Annotated in this window: 16 protein-coding genes and 1 riboswitch; of the genes, 1 reads left to right on the forward strand and 15 read right to left on the reverse strand. The window is 41.5% G+C overall.

Annotation, left to right across the window (positions count from 1 at the left end):
- Window positions 1-26: 26 nt before the first annotated feature.
- The 8 genes from H8S17_RS08520 to xylB all read right to left on the reverse strand — a co-directional run bounded on the left by H8S17_RS08520 (window position 27) and on the right by xylB (window position 12,664).
- Window positions 27-929, reverse strand: a complete 903-nt coding sequence (locus H8S17_RS08520; RefSeq protein ID WP_186866984.1) for an RsiV family protein — start codon at window positions 927-929, stop codon at window positions 27-29.
- Between the two features lie 13 nt (window positions 930-942).
- The gene (locus tag H8S17_RS08525) at window positions 943-1,452 is read right to left on the reverse strand and encodes an RNA polymerase sigma factor (RefSeq protein WP_186866985.1); all 510 of its coding nucleotides are present in this window, start codon (window positions 1,450-1,452) and stop codon (window positions 943-945) included.
- Window positions 1,453-1,610: 158 nt separating this feature from the next.
- Window positions 1,611-2,555, reverse strand: coding sequence for a GTP-binding protein (locus H8S17_RS08530; protein ID WP_186866986.1), 945 nt, complete (start codon window positions 2,553-2,555; stop codon window positions 1,611-1,613).
- 70 nt (window positions 2,556-2,625) lie between these two features.
- Window positions 2,626-5,499 carry an EAL domain-containing protein gene (locus H8S17_RS08535; RefSeq protein ID WP_186866987.1) on the reverse strand — a complete coding sequence of 958 codons (2,874 nt, stop codon included), beginning with the start codon at window positions 5,497-5,499 and terminating at the stop codon, window positions 2,626-2,628.
- A 55-nt stretch (window positions 5,500-5,554) separates the two neighbouring features.
- Window positions 5,555-6,223 (reverse strand): HAD family hydrolase, encoded by a 669-nt coding sequence (locus H8S17_RS08540; RefSeq protein WP_186866988.1) that lies wholly within the window; start codon window positions 6,221-6,223, stop codon window positions 5,555-5,557.
- Window positions 6,224-6,279: 56 nt separating this feature from the next.
- Window positions 6,280-9,510: a carbamoyl-phosphate synthase large subunit gene (carB, locus tag H8S17_RS08545; RefSeq protein WP_186866989.1), complete on the reverse strand. Its 3,231-nt coding sequence runs from the start codon at window positions 9,508-9,510 to the stop codon at window positions 6,280-6,282.
- A 181-nt stretch (window positions 9,511-9,691) separates the two neighbouring features.
- The gene (locus H8S17_RS08550; RefSeq protein ID WP_186866990.1) at window positions 9,692-11,176 is read right to left on the reverse strand and encodes an L-fucose/L-arabinose isomerase family protein; all 1,485 of its coding nucleotides are present in this window, start codon (window positions 11,174-11,176) and stop codon (window positions 9,692-9,694) included.
- A gap of 18 nt (window positions 11,177-11,194) precedes the next feature.
- Window positions 11,195-12,664 (reverse strand): xylulokinase, encoded by a 1,470-nt coding sequence (gene xylB, locus H8S17_RS08555; protein WP_186866991.1) that lies wholly within the window; start codon window positions 12,662-12,664, stop codon window positions 11,195-11,197.
- Between the two features lie 438 nt (window positions 12,665-13,102).
- On the opposite strand from xylB, the gene H8S17_RS08560 reads away from it, so the two are divergent.
- Entirely contained in the window at window positions 13,103-14,122 is a 1,020-nt protein-coding gene (locus tag H8S17_RS08560) for a LacI family DNA-binding transcriptional regulator (RefSeq protein WP_186866992.1), read from the forward strand.
- 3 nt (window positions 14,123-14,125) lie between these two features.
- Here H8S17_RS08560 and H8S17_RS08565 read toward each other — a convergent pair whose 3' ends face one another.
- The 7 genes from H8S17_RS08565 to H8S17_RS08595 all read right to left on the reverse strand — a co-directional run bounded on the left by H8S17_RS08565 (window position 14,126) and on the right by H8S17_RS08595 (window position 24,142).
- A complete protein-coding gene (locus H8S17_RS08565; protein WP_186866993.1) occupies window positions 14,126-15,211 on the reverse strand; it encodes a phosphotransferase enzyme family protein in 1,086 nt (361 codons plus the stop codon).
- Between the two features lie 76 nt (window positions 15,212-15,287).
- Window positions 15,288-16,208, reverse strand: a complete 921-nt coding sequence (locus H8S17_RS08570; RefSeq protein ID WP_186866994.1) for a nucleotidyltransferase family protein — start codon at window positions 16,206-16,208, stop codon at window positions 15,288-15,290.
- A 164-nt stretch (window positions 16,209-16,372) separates the two neighbouring features.
- On the reverse strand, window positions 16,373-16,840 hold the full coding sequence (ribH, locus tag H8S17_RS08575) for a 6,7-dimethyl-8-ribityllumazine synthase (protein WP_178051980.1): 468 nt from the start codon (window positions 16,838-16,840) through the stop codon (window positions 16,373-16,375).
- 96 nt (window positions 16,841-16,936) lie between these two features.
- Window positions 16,937-18,139, reverse strand: coding sequence for a bifunctional 3,4-dihydroxy-2-butanone-4-phosphate synthase/GTP cyclohydrolase II (locus tag H8S17_RS08580; RefSeq protein ID WP_186866995.1), 1,203 nt, complete (start codon window positions 18,137-18,139; stop codon window positions 16,937-16,939).
- Window positions 18,140-18,175: 36 nt separating this feature from the next.
- Window positions 18,176-18,835 carry a riboflavin synthase gene (gene ribE, locus H8S17_RS08585; protein WP_186866996.1) on the reverse strand — a complete coding sequence of 220 codons (660 nt, stop codon included), beginning with the start codon at window positions 18,833-18,835 and terminating at the stop codon, window positions 18,176-18,178.
- Window positions 18,817-19,920: a bifunctional diaminohydroxyphosphoribosylaminopyrimidine deaminase/5-amino-6-(5-phosphoribosylamino)uracil reductase RibD gene (ribD, locus tag H8S17_RS08590; RefSeq protein WP_186866997.1), complete on the reverse strand. Its 1,104-nt coding sequence runs from the start codon at window positions 19,918-19,920 to the stop codon at window positions 18,817-18,819. The genes ribE and ribD overlap by 19 nt, the downstream gene beginning before the upstream one ends.
- A 181-nt stretch (window positions 19,921-20,101) precedes the next feature.
- Window positions 20,102-20,234: riboswitch (FMN riboswitch) on the reverse strand.
- 107 nt (window positions 20,235-20,341) lie between these two features.
- A complete protein-coding gene (locus tag H8S17_RS08595; RefSeq protein WP_186866998.1) occupies window positions 20,342-24,142 on the reverse strand; it encodes a YDG domain-containing protein in 3,801 nt (1,266 codons plus the stop codon).
- Window positions 24,143-24,338 lie beyond the last annotated feature (196 nt).

Raw genomic sequence — 24,338 nt, forward strand, 5'->3', positions numbered from 1 at the left:
CTATACCTTACTCTCTATTGCATCTCTTATTTCATAATACCCGCTGTCACATCCTTCGGTATCGTAAACTCCACTGTTCCCATCGACATAGGTCCTACATCACCTTCATTAAAGCAGATCACGATCTCCCCATCTTCATTTAAGTAGAACGATGTATCATCTGTGATCGTCTTGAAATTCCATTCTTCCACCTGTGGATCATCTAACCAGTATTTGACACTCTCATCTGCCTGCATCTGTTCTCTCATCTGCTGTTTGATATTTTCACTGATCACGCCCTTATAATCACTGTTTTCCACAAACAGATCCTTTAGCTGCAATCTTTCCCCTGTATTCAGGTCGATCGTGTAAAAATAATCCCATTCGGCACCGCTGCCTGCTCCCTGATAGCAGATCAGCTTTAAGGTAAAATAATCCTCTGTTGTACAAATGACATCTGTTTTTACGACCATCTCCTGAAAACCTTCTTCATTCTGCCGGTTCTCTTTAAACTCGTTTACCAGTTTATCCGTAATATCTGCGATTTCCTGATTGATCTCATCGGTCGTCTTTTTTAATGTTTCACTCTTTTGTGTATCTTCCTGCAATGCTTCTTCGCTAGATACCGTCAGTTTATCGATCTTAACGTCTGCATGATTGCGTTCGTCCTCATACTGATACTCCCGGAAAGTTACTAACTCTACAAGTTTTCCAAGTCCCGGTATCGATGTCATGGCATATGCAATATCTGCAGACGTATTCGGCAGTATCACAAATGTTAAAACTGCTGCGGCTGCTACAAATTCTGCAATCCTTCTCTTTCCTTTTTTTGCGTCTTTCTTCGCTTCTTCCATTCTCTGTTTCATTTTCGTTACCTCCTTTTCATTCATAACCGGCTGGTTATATTCCTCTTGAACCTTTTTTAAATTATTCATATCCTTTCCTTTCATACAGACACCTCTTTTATTCTGCTAAATCATCGTCTTTCAGCTGCAGCCGTAATTTCTGAATACTCCGGTACAGTCTGCTCTTTACTGTACTGATATTTTCCTCTAAGATTTCTGCGATCTCCTCTAACTTACAGTCCTCAAAATACCGAAGTTCTATGACTGCCTTATCTTTTGCAGGGAGTGCATCTAACGCTTTTTTCAGATCAAGACTTTCACTGATTTCTTCCGTAAATTGTACGGATGGCACTGTTATGCTTTCATCTAACGCTGCCGGCTGATCCTGCTTAAAATGCCTAAAGATCTCATTTAACATGATCCGGTATACCCACGTTTTTGCATATTCTATATTGCGGATACTCTCTGCCTTACGGATCGCACGATATGCGCCATTTTGCACAATATCTGCGGCATCGGCTTCATTGTGTACATAACTCATGGCAAGCCTGTAATAGCTGTTATAATTTTCTAGTATGATCTGCTCGATCACATCTCTTGCCTTTATCTTATATGAAAATAATTTCAATGGCTGCGCCTCCTCCTTTGTTTTCTTTCATAGATTAGACCTTTATATCATAAAAAAAGTTTCATTTAAAATCAAAAAAATATCACCCACCCTTAGTATAACAGGATGAGTGATACTCTTTACAATATTTATTGTATTTGATTATTTTACTTTCACTTTTAAGAGTGTAAATTTACCCAACTTTCCATCCGTTCTCTATTTAAATTTTCCCCAATGACGATCATAACTTCCTGTCCTTGCGCAATTTCTGACACAGAAATCCCGCTTTTCGTAGCATTGAATTCTAAAAATGTTCCATCATCTTTCTTTAAAAATCCTTTGATCCGAAAGACTTTTCCACAGGTCTGATCCTGCATGATCTCTTTTGCTGCCTGCTTAAATGCATCTTCTGACAAGTTTACATTCATAAAATATTCGGACTCAAATCCCTGCTGTCCGATCTCATATTTCTTTTCATAGACTGCAGCCACATATCCACAAAAAGCAAGCTTATCAAAATCTTTATCCACAAGTGCAAAGACACCCTGTGTAAAAAAATCTTTATCCGACAATACCCTTTTGCATCCGATCCCTGCAAGTGCCTGATTGATAAATGAAGGAATCCCTTTTATCTGCTCTTTAGAAGCCATATCCACATGGCTTATGACGATCTTTCCGGCACAGGCAGCTTCTGATGCAAGTACATAAGATGCATCTTCGGATAGATTTCTTTCGATCGCCGCATCAACAACAGTGATCACACTTCCGATCTCATACCACCGGTCTAAGGGCTCATCTCTTAAAACATCAAAAAATTCATCCATATCAAACACGCCCGACGGTTCGACGAGCACCCGGTCATACCCGCACATTCCCATTGCGATCAGCTTCGTGCGGAACCGTCTTCTATGTGTTTCCTTATCACAGCCTCCGGAGATCATCTCTAACTCACAGTGTTCACCGGTTAATTCCTGCAACAGCATCATATCCACATTGACTGCACCATAATCGTTTTCCAAAATACCGATATTACAGCCCTGTCTGATAAAATACTCTGCATATCTTTTTAAAAATGTCGTTTTCCCTGAACCTAAAAATCCTGTAATAAGATCGATCTTTACCATTTTACTGCCTCCTGTAATCACACTCTATGATATCCATTATCTGTCACGTAAAAAATGAGGCGTTAGAAGCTTACGCCTCTAACAGCCCCTCAAATTCTTCTCTTGGCACTGGTCTGGAATACAAAAATCCCTGTGCCATGTCACAGCCAATCTGCTTTAAGAAATCTGCCTGTCCGCGGGTTTCTACACCCTCGCATAAGGTTTCAATATTGATCTTCGCTGCCATCTCAACAACCTGTTTTACAATAATACTGCTCTTTTCGGATTCTTCCGTTTCATTTAAAAATTCACGGTCAATCTTAAGAACATCTACCGGAAGTTCTTTTAACAGATTTAAGGAAGAATACCCGCTTCCAAAATCATCTATGGAGATCTGGAAACCTGCCCGCTTACACGAAACGATAAAACTTAAGATATCCTGCCGTTTGCCGCCGAGAACCGTTTCTGTCAGTTCTAATTCTAACCGGTTTCTTGGAACTCCATAGGAATCGACTAATTCTGTCAGTTTTTGTAAGAAATCTGCCGTGCCGATATGTGCCCTTGATACATTCATCGAAACTATGATCGGTCTGCGTCCTTCATTCTGCCATTTGACCATGTCTTTTAATACTTCTTCATAGACAAAGAAATCAAGCTGGATGATAAATCCATCCCGCTCAAATATTGGAATAAATATACCCGGTGACACCAGCCCTTTTTCCGGATCTCTCCAGCGGACTAATGCTTCTGCTCCACTGATCGTTTCTGATCTCAACTGATATTTCGGCTGGTAATAAACAACAAATTCACCGTTTTTCAAAGCTTCATCCATACGTTTTTCGATCCTGCGCTCATTTGAGGTCATTTCTGCCATCTCATCGTCATAATATTCTATCACTTTAGCCGGATCCCCTTTGATCGCTTTACGTGCCATGATCGCCATATCGATATAGTCACCAAAAGCCAGATCGTATTCCTTGAACATACAGATACCAAATTTAAAAAGCGGCTTATACATCTGTTCTACACCATTATTTTCAAACATGACCGGTTCTGCGATCTTATGCAGAAGTTTCTCTAAATCCTCACGTTTTTCGGTCAGTATCCAGAACATATCTGCCATCTCCCTGCCATAAAGTGCATTGCTTCCGAATACTTCACACAGACGTTTTCCGATCATCTTTAAGATTCCGTCTGCTGCCGCTTCACCCAGATCGCTGTTGACATATTTAAAATGTTCAATATCTAAAGATATCAGCTGGTACTCCTTTTTTGGGTTATGCTGTAAGAGCTGTTCTGCTTCTTTACGGAACTTGATGCCATTCCATAATCCTGTCAAAGAATCTGTCATCGCAAGATGCTTATAATGCCGTTCCCTGATCAACAGCAGAGCGACAAAGATGCTGCCTATGAGCAGGATAATTCCTATAATATAAGGAAAATACTGCTTAAAAAGACTTTTTAACGATGGTTGATAAGAAATATTGATCACATTTTCTGTTATACAACGTTCAAAGTTCTCGGATGGGATCGTGTTGATCGCCCGATTTATGATCTGTTTTAACACTTCTGCATTCTCTCCACCTATGGCACAGCGTATCGGCACTGATACTTCATTCATAGGCAGGATCATAAGTGTATCATAATCATTCAGATTATATGCAGTCTGTAAAAAAACTGAATTGATCAATGTACTGTCTGCCTCCTTGTGCTGTACCATCTTCAGGCTTTCAGTAACATCTTTTGCAGAAATGACTTCTGACTCCGGATAGATTTCCCCAGCCAGAACCTGTATTCCGATGTAATTCTGCGGTACTGCGATCCTGGATGCGGCATTAAGCCTTGTATCCCTCCTTCCGATCATTGCATAATCGATCGTCATGTAGGAATCAGAATATGTGATACCATATTCTTTTGCTAACGCATCATTGATGTACATACCTGCCGTCATATCGGCTTTTCCATCTCTTAGCATCTCACCGGATTCACCATAGTTTTTAATCGGGAGCAGTTCAAACTCTAAACCGCTCTTCTCCTCTAATAGTTTTAAAACATCTGCATAGATACCACAATATTCCCCGGTTTCTTCATCTATATAACCTAATGGATAACTTCCGGCATCACATACAACACGCACTTTTATCCCACTATGCAGAAATTCATATTCTTCCCTTGTGACACCTGTAAGCACTTTCGATGGTCTTCCATAATTTTCTTCATAAAGCTTTCCGGTCATAAACGGCTGTCTGACTGTGATCTGCCGGAGGGCATAATCTAACTGTTCTTTCAGATCTTCCCGTTTCTGTGATACTGCAAAAAACTGATTCTTCACACCAACTTTGGCAACATATTTATAATCGGTCAGATTTCTCTGGTTCGAGGCAAGCATCAGGTCGACCTCTCCCTGGTCTAACGCTTCTTTCATGCTCAAAAACGTCGGATAATATACCGGTGTGTAATTGATCTGATGGTCAACGGAAAAATCCATCAGCATTGATTCCATAGAACGGCTGCTGTTTAATGCGATCCGTTTCCCATTCATCGCTTCATAGTCATCAAAAAATACAGATGTATCATCTTTCTTTGCACAGAGCAGTCCATAATACAGACTTGATCTTTCTTCACTAAACAGCAGATGCCCTGTACCGGTCTCATCTTTTGAAACATCACAGAGCAGGTCAATGACCCCATCTTCTAATGCTTTTAAACGGTCTTCTTCCGGTATCATCACATACTCGTACTGCCAGCCGGTATAGTCTGCTATCATGTCAAGATATTCCACACCATATCCGGTATAGGCATCTTCTGTCTGCCGGATCATCTGCCCATCCTGTGTAAAGCCCACCCGGATCACCTGTGCGTCTGCATAGCTGTGTTCTGTACCGGAAATGATAACAGTGATCCCAAACAGGAAAAACAGCAGGAAACGATATAGATATCGTTTTATGATCTCTTTTTTCTCCATAAATACTCCCTCCTGACCGTAAGATGTTGTGCACATGATCTATATGCGTCACTTTTTATCTGGATTTTTCCAGAACTTCCCTAAACTGCACCAAAGATTCCGCCTGTGCAAACAGAAGTTTTTGGGTTTCTTCGTCCGGTTCATCAAGATCCGGGATCATCACCGGCATACAGCCTGCACGGTATGCAGCAAGGATACCTGCCGGCGAATCTTCTAAGACGATACAGTTTTCCGGTTCCAGTCCCAATTGTCTGGCTGCATATACATAAATATCCGGTTCCGGCTTGCCATGTTCTACCATGTAACCGCTGACGATCGCATCAAACTCATTCTCTAAATGGACGGATGCGAGATATTTTTTTGTACGCTTGATCGGAGATGATGTAGCGATTGCTGTCCTTATCTGCTTTTCTTGTAAAAATGCTAACAGCTCCCATATTCCGGGCTTCGTAGTTACTCCCTCTTTTTCGACAAATGCGTCCATCAACTCGATCCTTTTTTCCCTGACTTCTGTATAAGATATCCCCTCTCCAAAATAGGATTTCAGCTTCGCCTCTCCTGCATACCGGTTTAAACTCCTCATGCCAAGTGCCTGCTCCATTGTCATCGGATAGCCGAGTATCCTTGCCGCCTCCTGCCAGAAACGACAGTATAATTTCTCGGTATCTAAGATCAATCCATCCATATCAAATAAAATACCTTTGATCTGCTGTTTGTTTATCATCTGCTTCTCCTATTTAGGAAAAACCAATGAACACTGAAGTTCATTGGCCTTTACTGCTACTGATCCAATGGATGAATCTCATTATGCAGTTCCTGTAAAGATTTTAATTCACTTTCTTCATGTGATCTCACATAATGAATACCTTCTGCGGTAGCCTTTGCTGCTGCAAGCGTTGTAATATATGGTACTTTATGCTTGATCGCTGATTTTCTTAAATAGCTGTCATCTGTGACTGCTTCTTTTCCTGCCGGCGTATTGACAATAAGCTGGATATCCCCATTTGTGATCATATCTGCGATATTCGGTCTGCCTTCGTAGAGTTTATTGACTCTTTCTACCGGAATACCTGCTTCTTTGATCAGCTTACAGGTTCCTTCCGTTGCAACAAGTTTAAAACCATCTTCATGCAGGCTCTTTGCAACTTCTGCAACTTCATCTTTATCACGATTACTTACAGAGATCAATACGGTACCCTCTAACGGCAGTTTCGACTGACACGCCTCCTGTGCCTTATAGAACGCTTCTCCGAAGGATTTTGACAGTCCGAGGACTTCTCCGGTGGAGCGCATTTCAGGTCCTAATACCGGATCGACTTCCTGAAACATATTAAACGGAAATACGGCTTCTTTCACACCGTAATTTGGTATTTCCTGCTCTTTTAATTCTAAGATCGGTGATGGTCTGCCTGTGATCTCCGAGGTAATGATATCAGTAGCTAACGGCACCATACGGATATTGCATACTTTTGATACCAATGGTACGGTACGTGAAGCTCTCGGATTTGCCTCTAATACATATACTTTGCCATTTTCGATCGCATACTGCATATTCATCAGTCCTTTGACATGCATCTCTTCTGCGATCTTTCTGGTATATTCTTTGATGGTTTCCACATTTTCTGCTGAAATATGTACAGATGGAATGATACATGCAGAATCTCCAGAATGTACACCTGCTAATTCTATATGTTCCATGACTGCCGGTACAAATGCCCTTGTGCCGTCACTGATCGCATCTGCTTCACACTCTAAAGCATGGTTTAGGAAACGGTCAATTAAGATCGGACGGTCCGGTGTTACGCCAACAGCTGCTTTCATATAACCTGTCATGCTCTCATCATCATAAACAACTTCCATTCCACGGCCGCCAAGGACATAAGACGGACGTACCATGACCGGATACCCGATACCGTTTGCAATGCCAATGGCTTCTTCTACTGTTGTTGCCATTCCTGATTCCGGCATTGGGATCTCTAATTTTTCCATCATCTCACGGAAAAGATCACGGTCTTCTGCAAGATCAATGACAGATGGTGAAGTACCTAAGATCTTAACGCCGTTTTTCTCTAATTCTGCTGCAAGATTTAATGGTGTCTGACCGCCAAACTGTGCAATGACACCTATCGGCTGCTCTTTTTTGTAGATACTTAATACATCTTCTAATGTCAGTGGTTCAAAATACAGCTTATCCGAAGTATCGTAATCAGTAGATACGGTTTCCGGATTACAGTTTACAATGATCGTTTCAAATCCGAGTTTTTTCAATGCTACGGCTGCATGTACACAGCAGTAGTCAAATTCAATACCCTGTCCGATACGGTTTGGTCCGCCGCCTAAGATCATAATCTTTTGTTTGTCGGTATTGACCGGATTTTTATCTTTTGCATTATAAGTAGAATAATAATATGCTCTGTCCTTCGTTCCGCTTACGTGGACACCTTCCCATGCTTCTTCCACACCAAGTGCGATCCTGCGGTTACGGATCTCATCTTCCGGTATCTCTAACAACTGGCTTAAGTATTTATCCGAAAATCCATCTTTTTTTGCTGTGACAAGCATCTGATCTTCCGGAAGGCTGCCCTTATTGGCAAGCAGTGCTTCTTCTTCCTCAACGAGTTCTTTCATCTGCTCGATAAAGTAATGTTTTACCTTTGTGATCTCATGGATCTCATCTACAGAAGCCCCTTTTCTAAGGGCTTCATACATTAAGAAATGACGTTCACTTGATGGTGTTTTCAAACGTCTTAAGAGTTCCTCTTTATCTAAGGAATCAAAATCTTTTGCATGTCCCAAGCCATATCTGCCGGTTTCCAAAGAACGGATCGCTTTCTGGAATGCCTCTTTATAAGTCTTACCGATACTCATGACTTCGCCGACTGCACGCATCTGTGTACCTAATTTATCCTCTACACCCTTGAACTTTTCAAATGCCCAGCGTGCAAATTTGATCACGACATAATCGCCATCCGGTACATATTTATCTAAGGTTCCATATTTTCCACATGGAATGTCTTTTAAAGTCAGTCCTGTCGCAAGCATTGCAGATACCAATGCGATCGGGAAACCTGTTGCTTTCGATGCCAGTGCTGAGGAACGTGAAGTACGCGGGTTGATCTCGATAACGATGATACGGTCTGTGACCGGATCATGTGCAAACTGCACATTTGTCCCACCGATCACCTGTACAGATTCCACAATCTTATATGCCTGTTCCTGTAAACGTTTCTGACACTCCTCTGAAATCGTAAGCATTGGTGCAGAACAGAAAGAATCTCCTGTATGCACACCCAACGGATCGATATTTTCAATAAAGCAGACAGTAATGATATTATTATCTGCATCACGTACAACTTCTAACTCTAATTCTTCCCAGCCGAGAATAGATTCTTCTACTAATACCTGTCCAACAAGACTTGCCTGTAATCCTCTTGCGCAGACAGTCTTTAATTCTTCTTTATTATAAACGAGTCCGCCACCGGCTCCACCCATGGTATATGCCGGACGCAGTACTACCGGATAGCCTAATTTATCTGCGATAGCTAATGCTTCCTCTACAGAATAAGCCACTTCACTTCTTGCCATCTCGATGCCGAGTTTATCCATGGTCTTTTTAAATTCGATACGGTCTTCTCCACGCTCTATTGCATCTACCTGTACACCGATCACCTGTACTCTATACTTATCTAAGATTCCTGCCTTATTTAATTCTGCACATAAATTAAGACCCGACTGCCCGCCTAGATTTGGAAGAAGCGCATCCGGACGTTCTTTCGCAATGATCTGTTCTAACCGTTCGACATTGAGCGGTTCAATATATGTTACATCTGCGGTTTCCGGATCTGTCATAATGGTTGCCGGATTGGAATTGACAAGCACGATCTCATATCCTAATTTTTTTAATGCTTTACACGCCTGTGTTCCTGAATAATCGAACTCACACGCCTGACCGATAATGATCGGTCCTGAACCTATGATCAGCACTTTATGAATATCTGTTCTCTTTGGCACTAAAATCTCCTCCTGATTATGTAGATTTTTACATCAATTTTTTATATCTTACCATTATTTATAAAGGGCTGTCAAATCGGAGAAAGAGTAAATGTGACTGTTCACCGGTATGCCAGTGAACAGTCACACAAAAAAAATTGCCATCGGTATAAACCGATAGCAATTCATAAAATTCAATATCTTATTTGAATGGATTCTCTGTTGGGTACGGAAGAGATGCCGGCTGGTTGTAGTTGATATCTTCAAGTGGTACTCCGATATATTTGAATACTTCATATAAAGCTTTTCCGAAGTGACCAAATGCAACTGCTCCGTGATGAGGATAATTCTTCTCGATCAATACGTGACGATAGAATCTTCCCATTTCGTTGATAGCGAAAATACCGATACCACCGAAGGAACGTGTTGCAACCGGAAGGATCTCACCTTCTGCTAAGTATGCACGAAGTTTGTTGTCTGCTGTAGACTGTAAACGGAAGAATGTGATATCTCCAGGAGCGATATCTCCCTCTAATGTTCCGTTTGTTACTTCGATTGGAAGGCTTCTAGCCATGATCTTCTGATATTTCATCTCGAAGCTTGAAAGTTTCTTAGAGCATGTATTTCCACAATGGAAGCCCATGAATGTATCTGTAAGTGTGTAATCAAATTTGCCTTCGATAGACTCTTTGTACATATCCTTTGGTACAGAGTTGTTAATGTCTAATAATGTTACAGCATCTTCGCTGACACATGTTCCAACGAACTCACTTAATACACCATAGATATCTACTTCACAGGATACAGGGATTCCTCTTCCTGTTAAACGGCTGTTTACATAACATGGAACGAATCCGAACTGTGTCTGGAATGCAGGCCAGCATTTTCCGGCGATAGCAACATATTTGCGGTATCCTCTGTGCTCTTCGATCCAGTCTAATAATGTTAATTCGTACTGTGCTAATTTCTCTAAGATCTCTGGTTTCTTATTACCTGCACCAAGTTCTGCTTCCATATCTGCAACAACTTCCGGGATTCTTTCATCACCGGCATGTTTGTTGAAGGCTTCGAAAAGGTCAAGTTCTGAATTCTCTTCGATTTCAACGCCGATGTTGTAAAGCTGTTTGATCGGTGCATTACAAGCTAAGAAGTTTAATGGTCTTGGTCCGAAAGAAATAATCTTTAAGTCAGAAAGACCGATGATTGTTCTTGCGATCGGTAAGAAGTCATGGATCATATCTGCAACATCTTCTGCATCTCCTACAGGATATTCAGGAATGTATGCACCTACATTACGAAGTTTTAAGTTGTAGCTTGCATTTAACATACCGCAGTATGCATCTCCACGTCCATCCATCAGGTTATCCTGGGATTCTTCTGCTGCTGCAACAAACATCTTAGGTCCATCAAAATGTTTTGCTAATAATGTTTCTGAAATTTCTGGTCCAAAGTTTCCTAAGTATACACAAAGTGCATTACATCCGGCTTTCTTGATATCCTCAAGAGCCTGTACCATATGTATTTCACTTTCTACGATACAGACTGGACATTCATAAATGTCTGCTGCACCAAATTTGTCAGTATAAGCCTTTACTAATGCTTTTCTTCTGTCTACGGATAAAGATTCCGGGAAACAGTCACGGCTTACTGCCACGATACCCACTTTTACTTTTGGAATGTTGTTCATTTACGTTTCCTCCATTTGTTATTTTATATCCGGAAAAATCTCTTTCAACGCCGGATAAATTTTCGTGAACTTAGTATAACACTGTTCGTATTTCTCTGTCAATTCTACTGTTGGCTCAACTGTATCGATAACGTGTACTATTTTAGATGCAGCCTCCTCTACGGATGCATATTCGCCACAGGCAACAGCCGCTAACATGGCTCCACCTAATGATGGACCTTCTTCTGTTTCTAAGATGTCTACCGGAATACCGAGCACATTGGCAACGATTGTTCTCCAGAGAGGGCTTTTTGCACCTCCGCCGCAGATCTTCGTCCGCTCTAGCGGAATCCCTAATGCTTTTGCGATCTCAAATGAATCTCTCAATGCAAATGCCACGCCTTCTAAAACTGCCTGTGTCATATCTGCCCTTGTCGTATCCATAGTCATACCGATAAAGGCTGCTCTAGCATCAGGATTATTATAAGGGGAACGCTCACCCATCAGATATGGCAGATAAAAAACATGGTTCTCACCTAATTTTGTGATCTGTTCCTGCTCTTTGGCATAATCTTTTGATCCGATGATTTCATCCATCCACCACTTATTACAGGATGCTGCACTTAACATACAGCCCATCAGGTGATATTTTCCATTAGCACCGCAGAAAGCGTGCAAGGCGTTGTTATCATCTACCCGGAATTTATCGGAAGAAATAAAGATCGTTCCGCTGGTGCCTAAAGAAATATTGCATTTTCCTTCTCCGACAGTTCCAGTCGCAACGGCTGCCGCTGCATTATCTCCGGCTCCTGCTGCCACTTTCACCTGTGTGGACACACCAAGCTCTGCTGCCACATCTGCTTTTAATGTACCGATCGCTTCATAACTTTCAAAAAGTTCCGGCAGCTGTTCTATCGAAATATGGCAGATATCGCACATTTCCTGTGACCATTTCCTGTTTTTCACATCTAAAAGCAGCATACCGGATGCGTCGGATACATCGGTAGCATGAACTCCGGTCAGCCTGTATGCCAGATAATCCTTTGGCAGCATGATCTTATCTATTTTTGCAAAATTGTCCGGTTCATGTTTGGAAAGCCATAATAACTTTGGTGCTGTAAATCCGGCAAATGCAATATTTGCAGTATACTCTGAAAGTTTGTCTGTTCCGATCGTATGATTTAGATAATCACATTCTTCAGTCGTTCTTCCATCATTCCAAAGGATTGCAGGCCGGATCACATTGTCTTCTTTATCTAAGATCACAAGTCCATGCATCTGTCCGCCAAAACTGATGCCTGCCACCTGACTCTTATCTGCTTCCTGCAATAACTCTTTTAAGCCATCCATTGTCTGGGTGTACCAGTCGGACGGATTCTGTTCCGACCAGCCCGGCTTTGGAAAAGACAGCGGATATTCTCTTGATACGATCTTTTTGACTGTTCCATCACCTTCCATCAACAGAATCTTTACAGAAGAAGTTCCTAAATCAATACCGATGTATAACATATTGTCCTCCTTTTTTCGTTCATATGAATCTGTATGCCTGCAACGGTTGTTACTTGTTCCATTTGCTGTGTATATCTATTGCGTGCACGAGCACGTTTTCCTTTTATTATAACTTGAATCCTATTAGAATCAATATACGATTTTCACATATTTGGTGACCGATTTTTGTACACTATTGCCTATGTCTGATGGGGAAATTGACTTTTAAATATGCCGCCTCTATAATGATATGATGATACTAGGGTCAAAAGGTCGGAAAGACGATGCAAGCTTGCTTGCAAGAGGATTTTTGACCTTTTGACCCGCCCACACATGAGAAAGTAGTGATTTCCCTTGGAAATCAACGGATTTTGAATGTGTGTAGAATTGTGGAAGTTGCACAGCAACGGAGCAATCCGTGTATCATAACATTAACTAATCAGAAACGGAGTATATCACATGGCAACCATCAAAGAAATCGCTGAACTTGCGGGTGTATCAAGGGGAACTGTAGACCGGGTATTAAATAACCGCGGTGCTGTCAATGCTGACACAAGGGAAAAGATCCTTGAAATTGCAAAACTGTTAGATTACCAGCCAAACAAAGCGGGTGTTGCTCTTGCGGCACAGAAAAAGCACTTTAAGATCGGTGTTCTGCTGTTTAGCAAAGAAAACCCATTTTTTGACGATATATTTGAAGGTTTATATGAGAAATTAGAGGAATTATCTGTCTATGGATGCAGTATCACAAAACGCCAGATCCCATTTGACCTTAATATGCAGCTTACTGCGATCGATGATTTTTTACAGGAAGGGATCCATGGACTGATCCTTTCTCCTTATGATGATATATCTGTTGCAGAAAAAATCAATGCTCTTTCTGACATGGGGATTCCCTGTATTACAGTCAATACAGATCTGCCGGATTCCGCAAGGATCGCCTATGTAGGCAGTGATTACAAAAAATGCGGACAGACTGCTGCCGGACTTCTGCGTCTTTTGACAAATGGAACTGCAAAAGTTGGTATCGTTACCGGTTCTGATCATATTTTATGCCACAAAGAACGTGTTTCTTCTTTTATAGAATATATCCATGTCCATGCCCCGCAGATTGAGATTGCAGATATCAAAGAAAACCATGATGATGATAAGAAAAGCTATGAAGCAGTATCTCTGTTATTACAACAGCACCCGGATATCAATGCCTTTTATTTTACGGCTGCCGGTGTCTGTGGCGGCTGTCGTGCGATCATCGATGCAGACCTGCCACATCTGCCAAAGGTCATTACGTTTGATGATGTCCCGAAAACAAAAGAACTGCTGAGAAATGGTATCATTTCTGCTACCATCTGCCAGCAGCCCAAACGGCAGGGTTCACTTTCCCTTGCTTTATTAGTAGAATATCTCCTCACTAAAGAACTTCCGAAAACACAATTACATTATACAGATCTTCCGATCAAGATACGGGAAAACTTATAAGCATTATTTTTCCCATCTGCGGCAGATCTCACACATTCTATCCCACTTTTTTTCCATATCCAAAACAAGTGCAAACTGCGTTCTGCTGCGGTCAAGATTGTGTGTATCTCTTGCAGTCTTAAAATAAATATCTCCCTGCAGATAATCTGCTAAAAATCTCATTCCACATTCTAGTGTCATCATTTTCGCTCCCATCGGAAGCATTTCGATCTCTGTTTTTGTCAGTCTGCCATCGCAGCCTTTTAAAAATCCCTTTACATAGACTTCAAACAATTCCAACGAAAGTGACACCTTAGAAAGATCTGTTTCATCTTCTGCTGCGGTATTTGCCCCAAAGCGGATCGCATCACCAAAATCATGCATTGATAGCCCCGGCATCACCGTATCAAGATCTATCACACAGACTGCCTCATGTGTCATATCATCAAACATAATATTGTTCAGTTTTGTATCATTATGCGTGACACGAAGCGGCAGTTCTCCTCTCTTCTGCATATCGGATAACAGCGGCATTTCCTCTTTTCTTGCCCGCACAAAAGCGATCTCCTCTGCAACAGATGATGCCCGATGGCAGACATCTTCTGCAACCGCTTTTTCAAAATCTTCATAACGCTTTTTCGTATTATGGAAGTCCGGGATTGTTTCATGTAATTTTTCTGCCGGATAATCGGCTAACATGGACTGGAACCTGCCAAAAGCAAGACCTGTCTGGTAAAAATCTTCTGCACTTTTAACTGCATCAAATGCAGATGCACCTTCAATAAACGGATAGACTCTCCATTTATTGTGATCAGGATCTGTAAAATAAAGTTTTCCATCTTTTGTAGGGATCACTGTCAATGTTTCCCTGTCGGGATCTCCACCCTGACGGATGATCTCCTTCTTTAAAAAGCCTGTCACACCTGCAATATTTTCCATCAGGGCATCGGTATCACGAAAGATCGTACTGTTGATCCCCTGCAAAATATATTTTTTCTGCTCTTTTGTTTTTGCTAAAAATGTGTGGTTGATATGTCCGCTGCCATATGCTTCTACTGACGTAAATTCTCCCTCAATACGAAAGTGCCCTAAAATATCTTTCTTCTCCATTGCATATCCTCCCAATATTCGTAATGTACTTTTCGCATCTTTGAAACCGATCATCCTAAGACTGTTCCTGATCTTCTCATTCCCACAGTTTATCAGGATATACGTTTTTTGCTTTCAAGTCAGCGATTGCCTGCATAACTGTTTCTTTATCTTCTTTGTAAGTCACTCCATACCAGCGGTCTTCGGATTTTAATACAGATACTTCGGCTTTTTGTTCTTCCATCAGTTCCTGTACGACAAATGGTAAAAAGAACTCACATTTTAATGGATTCTTTTCTAAATTTTCCTCTAAAAATACCGGAAAACGTTTCTCTAATTCTCCCATGAGATTTTCTTCAAATCCCCACATATTCATAGATACGGTACTTCCTGCCGGAATGGTCACCCATGTTGTGCCATCATCTTCTGTATAGGCAGTTTCTCCATTTCGTTTTTCGATCCTGGTACGCTCGTGTATATCAACTAAATGTCCCTCTCCGTCGATCTTGCAGACACCTCTTGCTACATAACCATTGTCTGTCAATGTATTTTCGATGATATATCCTACCATCACATACTGATATTTGTCTTCTGTCTTTGGCTTGCTTAACTGATCATAGATCATCTGAAATGCGTGTCTGCCATAAAAATCATCTGCATTGATAACTGCAAATGGACCATGGATCAGATCTTTACAGCTTAATACGGCATGACCTGTACCAAAGGGTTTTACCCTGCCTTCCGGAACCGTAAATCCTTCCGGAATTGCAGTTAATTCCTGAAATGCATATTCTACCTGCATCTTTTGTGCGATGCGGTTTCCGACACATTCTTTAAAAACGGCTTCGTTTTCTTTCTTTATGATAAATATTACTTTCTCAAATCCTGCAAGCATTGCATCGTATACTGAAAAATCAAGGATCGCATGACCTTCCTTATCCATTGGGTCCATCTGTTTTAATCCGCCGTAACGGCTTCCCATCCCTGCTGCCATAACAACTAAAACCGGTTTTTCCATATCCTTATCCATCCCTTCTTAAATAAACTATCCTGTAATAATTTCATATCTCTATAATCAAATAATAGGCTGCAATTCATAAGATATTCATGAACTGTAACCTATTATAACAGATTTTTATTCTTGTATCAGTATCTTTTTTGCTCTGGATTTGCAGATTATTGCTACGCCCGTATCTTACGCAAAAGATTGATCATCTCGATCGCACCTGTTGCACACTCAAATCCTTTATTACCGGCTTTGCTTCCGGCACGCTCGATCGCCTGCTCGATATTATCGGTTGTTAAAACTCCAAACATAACCGGAATCTCTGACTGTAAGGATACCTGTGCGATCCCTTTTGAAACTTCATTGCATACATAATCATAGTGGGAAGTTGCTCCTCTTATGACTGCTCCAAGGCAGATGACTGCATCATATTTTTTACTCTTTACCATTGCCTGTGCAATGAGTGGTATTTCAAATGCTCCCGGCACCCATGCAACGTCGATCTGATCCTCTTTTACGTCATGCCGTTTTAATCCATCGATTGCGCCGCCTAATAATTTTGATGTGATAAATTCATTAAACCTTGCTGTTACAATTCCGATCTTTACGTCCTTTGCTACTACGTTTCCTTCAAATGTGTTCATTTTTATTCCTCCTGTTATGATATATAATGGTGTATACGGATTGCTCCTTTGCTGTGCAATCTATACTTTTGACACTGATGTCATATACTGTTTTTATCATTCAAATTGCAGCATATGTCCCATTTTCTTCTGCTTCGTTTTCATGTAATAGGTATCAAACGGTGTTAATTCCATCTGTATCGGCACACGTTTTTCGATGCTTAGACCAAATTCTGTCAGTCCTTCGATCTTCTGTGGGTTATTGGTCAAAAGTCTAAGGCTCTTTGCTCCTAACTCCCGTAAGATCTGTGCTCCGATATAATATTCACGCAGATCTTCTGCAAATCCGAGTGCAAGATTTGCTTCTACCGTATCCATTCCCTGATCCTGCAGTTCATAGGCTCTTAACTTATTGATCAGTCCGATGCCTCTGCCTTCCTGTCTAAGATACAGTAAAATTCCCCGTCCTTCTGCTTCGATCTGCTTCATTGCAGATGCAAGCTGTTCTCCGCAGTCACATTTCATGGAACCAAATGCATCTCCTGTCAGGCACTCAGAATGTACCCGGCATAAAATACTCTCTCCATCCCCGATATCACCTTTTACAAGTGCTACATGATGCTCCCCATTTAATTTATTGACAAATCCATGTGCGGTAAACTGTCCATATTTCGTCGGCAGTTTTGTAACTGCTACTTCTTCTACTAATTTATCATGTACTTTCCGGTATTCTTTTAACGCCTGGATCGTGATCATTTTGATCTGGAATTTTTCTGCTAATTCAAGCAGCTCTGCTGTCCGCATCATCGTTCCATCTTCCCGCATGATCTCACAGCATAAGCCACATTCTTTTAATCCTGCAAGACGCATCAGATCGACCGTTGCCTCTGTATGTCCTTCCCGTTCTAAGACACCATTCTTTTTTGCCAATAGCGGAAACATATGTCCCGGTCTGCGGAAATCTTCCGGCCGTGCTGTTTCTGATACACATTTTCTAGCAGTAAATGCACGCTCTTTCGCAGAGATCCCTGTCGTTGTTTCTACTGCATCGATCGATACGGTAAAGGCTGTTTCATGGTTATCGGTATTGTGACTGACCATCTGTGGCAGCATCAGTTTTTCTACAAGAGCCTGCCCCATCGGCATACAGATCAGTCCTTTTCCATGTACTGCCATAAAATTTACGTTTTCTGTCGTCGCAAACTCTGCCGCACAGATAAAATCGCCTTCATTTTCCCGCTGTTCATCGTCTGTCACCATGACGATCCTGCCTGCTTTGATATCAGCGACTGCTTCTTCCACTGTACTAAATGTATACATCTTTTTTCCTCCTTAATGTGTACTCTTAGGATCTTCTTAAAACCCTGCCCGCATCAAAAAATCCATTGTGATCGTCGATTCTTTTTGATCCTGTTTTTCTGCTTCTGCCGGAAATGACAACAGGCGTTTGACATATTTTCCAATGATATCTGTTTCTAAATTGACAACCGCACCTTCTCTTTTATCTGCTAAAATCGTTTCCTGTAATGTATGGGGAATGACAGAGATTTCAAACTCTTTATCATTTACCGATGCAACTGTCAGGCTGATCCCATCGATTGCGATCGAACCTTTTTCTACGATTCCCTGCAAGATGTTTTCTGATGCTGATATCTGATAACGGATAGCATTTCCGTCTTTTTCTATATGCTTTATTGTCCCTGTCCCATCTATATGACCGGAAACCATGTGCCCGCCAAATCGTCCGTCTGCTGCCATTGCCCGTTCTAAATTCACACGACTGCCGCTTTTTAATGCTCCCAGTGAACTGCGATGCACTGTTTCAGGCATCACATCTGCCACAAAACGATCGGATTTTAATTGTGTAACGGTCAGGCAGACACCATTGACTGCGATACTGTCACCAACCTTTGTTCCTTCTAACACTTTTTTTGCCTGAATATGCAGTTTTCCATAGTCTGTACTAAAATCCATGAAAAGAACGGTTCCTGTTTCTTCTACGATTCCTGTAAACACTGTTCCACCTCCCATGTGATCAGAATATCCTCTCCTATCTGTTCGATCTTAGGATTTTTTAACTCAAAAGCATCGGCTGCCTTGGCAATTCCCTGTCCTTCAACCGGTGTTTTTGCCAATTCACCGCCAAAGATCTTTGGTGCAATATACATTTCCACTTCCTGTACGATACCGCTCTTTAAAGCACTGTAATTGAGTGTTCCACCGCCTTCTAAAAGAATACTGTCTATGCCGGCTTCGCCTGCTTTTTTCATCAATGCCTTTAGATCTATGTGTGTTTTATCTGCCGGAACTGTCCATACCTGACAGCCAAGATCTGTATAGGGTTTCTTTTTTTCTTCTTCCTCTATGATCGTTGCTATGATCGTAGGTACTTCTGATGCCGTCTGTACGACCTGTGCACTAAGCGGTGTCTTAAGATGGGTGTCACAGATGATACGGATCGGACTTTTCATGCCCTCTATACGGCAGGTTAATTTTGGATCATCCATGAGTACTGTGTTTACACCTGCCATGATTCCCATATATTTATGCCGGCTTCTCTGTACACGCTCCCTTGCCATTTCTCCGGTGATCCATTTAGAATCCCCTGTATGCGTTGCGATCTTGCCATCTGCGGTCATTGCATATTTCATAACTACGTAAGGCGTTTTTGTCTGGATATAGTGGAAAAAAATCTTATTTAATTCCTGACATTCCTTCTCGCAGATTCCTTCTACCACTTCTATCCCATGTTCCCTTAAAATGGCAGCACCTTTTCCTGCTACTAAGGAATTTTTGTCCATGGTCCCGATATAGACTTTTTTGATTCCGCTTTCTATGATGATCTCTGTACATGGCGGTGTCTTGCCATAATGACAGCATGGCTCTAATGTGACGTATAATTCTGCGCCATGCATATCCTCCCTGCAGTTTAAAATGGCATTCCGTTCTGCATGATATCCGCCATATTTTCTGTGATAATCTTTGCTTATGATACGTCCATCTTTTACGATAACTGCTCCGACCATCGGATTCGGATTTGTGAACCCTTCGCCCTTTTTTGCTTCCTCGATTGCTAATTTCATATATGTTTCTGCATCCATCTCTTACCGCTCCTTTCTGTCAGATAATGAAAAACAGCCCGTAAATCTTCGGGCTGTTTTTCGTTGCTGTTTTGTATCTATGCTGTATTGTTTTTATTTTACGGATACGTTTTCAAAAACAAAAATGCTCTGAAATAGAATCCTATTCCAGAGCATGTCATCGCATATATATAAACTGTTATGCCATCTTCTTTCATCCAGACTATACTGTCGGCTTCGGAATCTCACCGAATCATGCCTTACGGCTCGTGGGCTGTACCACCGGTAGGGAATTTCCTGCTGTTATGCATAATCACCCTGCCCTGAAGATCTTTATTGAATTGTTATGTCTGTTATCTTTGTGCAGATCTGCATTTATATCTGCCTGCACAAAAGATTATACCGCAGGATGGGGAATTTGGCAAGATGGATTTTTCATCCCCTACATCGCTTTCACTTTGATCTTTTTATTCAACCCTTTCTTCTGTAAGATCTTCTTATACTTCTTCACCAGTTTCTTCGGCACTTTGACAACTGCATTCTTGCTGATCCCCTTAAATGCATCTGCACCGATTGAACTTTCTTTTAACTTCTCTGTCTTAATAATGATCGTCTTGATATTGCTGCAGCCATAAAAAGCACGTTTTCCGATCTTCTTGACATTCTTGCCAATCACTAATTTTGTGATTGTCTTATCGTTTGCATAGGCTTTTGCAGAAACGGAAGTAACTTTCTTTTTCTTTCCTTTTACTTTCTTTACAGCCGGAATTGTGACGGTTCTTGTTTTTACTTTCACTGTCTGGCTGCCATCTGTATCTGTGGTTCCATTGGCTGTATGATCCTGATCAACTGTGTTTACCGTACCGCCCTGCTGGTCTGGATTCTTCACGCTGTTCTGATCTCCACCGGATGGAGTATCTATACCGGATGCTGCCTGTGCAGTCACTTTTGTATGGACAGTGATCGTAAAGTCTGCATAATTCTCTGTACTGACACTTATCTGGATCGTCCCTTCACTTTCTGTGCTTCCCTGTCCTACAGTATAACTTAATACCCCGTCGGCAACTGCCGGTGCCACAGGATATGTCACATTCCCTGTGATAACAGGTGCTTCATAAACAGCTTCCCCGCAATCTGCCGGCAGCAATGTCTTAAGATCAATGCTTTCTGTATGTCCACTTTTTTCTGTATAACTGCGGTCAATGGTTTCTACCGTATATCCTTCTTTCTTTTTCACATTTATCCGGATCAGCTTAGATGTTGTTGCCGCATCATAATTTTTACTTTCCGGTAAAGATACGCGCACACGGGCTTTACCGGCTTTCTTAATTGTTACCACTCCATTTTCTATGGATATTACATCACTGCCTTCTTCAATGGCATAGGTAACATCGATATCTGTGTTTGTATCCGTTACTTCTAATGGAAATGCCTCATCTCCATAATTCTTATCATAATCATCTGATCCAGCTATAATTTCAGCGCCTATCTTAAAAATTATCACACCGGATGAAAGTGTTACCGGTCCCGTCGGCTGTATCAACGTATAATTTGCTGCATCTTCACCGGTTAATGTAAGTTCCGGCAAAGTTACTTCTGTATAAGTACCTGCATCCGGACTGCTTAATTCTGCCATCAAACGACTGCTTTCATCATCCCGATCTGTCAGTTTAACAGATACATCATCTCGTTCTTCCACTCCTGATAATGCAATGTCTGTTATTTCCACCTGCTTAGAACTGCTGTCATAATCCCGGTTTTTTGCGTTTGCATCCATTACCGTTAGTTCTGCTGGCATGATTGTAAGGGTTGCAAGGTCTAGTTCAGCACTCACATGCTCCTCTGTTTCTTCTAAATATGCCTTGATGAAATATTTTCCGGCATTGACAGGTGCTCTTTCAAGTTCTGTTCCCTTGCTGTCATAATAACGAACTGCTACATTGTTGTCACTATATGGGGCATCACTCTTTACAGAAACCGGGAAACTCCGTTCACCACCATCATACGTCATTGCAGGTGGAATAAAAAAATTCAGATCTGCTTTTACCGGTTTATATAAAAGTTCTTTCTTTGTGCTGCTATACTTATAAGATACACTCTTATCATTGACGGTATGTTTACCTTCTGTAAGATACACATATAAATATGGATCTTCTGTACCCTGATTTTTGAATGGATACGTCACACTGTCAACTGTAATTTCCTGCTCTTTCGTATTCTCAATTTTACGCAGAAAAACTTTTTTTCCATTTTCATTATGTGGTGCCCCGACGATTGAAGTCGTCCTGATCGAACCACCGCTTATGGTAACATCTGTTTCGACATTTGAAATACATCCGCCGATTCCGGCTCCCTGTGTACTTGTTGCAATGATCTTTCCTCCACTTATCACGATTTTCATCTTTTTATTCAAAGCAGCAAATCCACAGCCGATCCCAGCCCCCTGATTACTAGATGCGGTGATCGATCCGCCAGTAATATAGATGCCCGATCCATTATTAAAGGATTGTCTTCCATCTCCGATTCCGGCTCCATCTTCTGAATAAGCAGAAATCACACCGCCTGCAATCACAAGATCTCCGGTTATTTTGCCTGCAATTCCACCAATTCCGGCTCCATATCCATTTCCTTTTGCCATAAGTGCTCCACAAGTCTTATCACAATCATGAAATTCTTTTGCATGTTCACAGGTAACTGTCAGTTTTCCACTGCTGCTTGTTTTCTGTATGGCCGCTTTGTTATTTCCACTGACTAAAGAATTTTTTGTATTGTCGGCCAAAATGATCGTTACATCTGCACTGCTGTCTTCTGCGATCACTATTGCTGCATTCTCAGCTTCGATATTGACACCTGCAAGGGTGATATTTGCTGCAACATCTTTCTGTATGCTGATCGCATCTGCACTTGCCACTTCACTATCCACATTTTTCACAGTGATCCCTTTTTCCGTTTTTACAACAAGAGCACCTGCATAATAGCTATAATCCGTTCCTTCTATTAAAGTATCATTCGTATCTGTTGGTGAAATTTCAAAATCAGTTCCTTTTACCTTTGGAACAAACTGACCTTCACTCAAAGTATATTCCTGAATGGTATCACCAATCTTTATTGTATGTTCTGTTCCTGAAAGATACAGATATAATTTTGCATCTGATGTGCTATGCTGTCTGATCGGATATTCAACGCCATCTACATAGACACTCTCGTTATTGTTATTTTCAAATGTAGTCAGCAGATACAGTTCTTCATTATCATTATTCTTCGGCGTACAGCCAATCGCCTTTCCCTTCTGGGAAGATGCATTGACAGAACCGCCCGTGATATAGATCGCAGATGCAGAACCATATGAACTTGCACCGATCCCAGCCCCGCTATTCCCAGATGTCGCCTTAACACAGCCACCGGAAATATAAATATCAGATACTTTTTTACATACATAACCGCCACCGATTCCGGCTCCGCTATTTAAAGAATACGCATCAACACAGCCACTGGAGATATAAATATGTGACAGAGGAGAAAGAAGAGTACCTTCTCCAGAGGAATATCCCCCACCAATTCCGGCTCCGTTATTGCTAGAAGCACTGATATTACCGCCTTTAATGTAGATATTTGCAGTTGTCTTATTATTGGCGCCACCGATCCCGCCTCCATTATCAATTCCGATCTGCGCCTCTGCAGTCAAAGAACCACAGCTTTCCGTACAGATATGACCTTCTCCGGTATGCTCACACCGGATCGTCAGCTTCCCAAGTGTGTCTGAATATTCACCATTTTTCTGTAATGCTGCACACTGCGGTTTATCATAGGAAACTAAGACTGTTCTTAACTGGTTTTTGGTATTATCTGCGAGTGTGATCGTAACATCTCCTGTACTATCGTCTGCAATTTGAAACGGTGCGGTTGTATCCGCACTGCCGACCTTGATATTGACACCTGCAAGTGTCACATTCGCTGAAACACCGTCATCTACATAGATGCGGTCCGTTGTTGCTGTATCAGGATCTGCATTCTTAATCGTCAATGCTGTATCTGTCCTGATCGTAAGCAGTCCATTTGCATAACTGTAATCGGTATCCTTCGTACCCCCCGTAACTTCAAAAGCTCCGACACTCACTGCTTCCTCTGCATATGCTGCGATACTTCCCCATCCGCTTACATCTACTGCAGACATGGTCATAAAAAATGCAAGTGTCCATGACATGATCCGTTTTCTGATTCGTTTTCTTTCTGATTTTTCCATCTCTTCCTCCTTTTATTTTGCCTTTTTCTTTTATAGACAGGTTTCCTGTATTTTTACATCGTATCGGATAACCTGCTGCAAGTCAATAATATAGAAGAAAAATGCTGCAATACCTTGATTCGGGTGTCAAAAGGCGGCTCATAACTTAGTGGATGGCAGATCGCACAAAGCCGAGTCTGTTTTGTGACTTTGGGAG

Source organism: Roseburia zhanii (assembly GCF_014287635.1).
Taxonomy (GTDB): domain Bacteria; phylum Bacillota; class Clostridia; order Lachnospirales; family Lachnospiraceae; genus Roseburia_B; species Roseburia_B zhanii.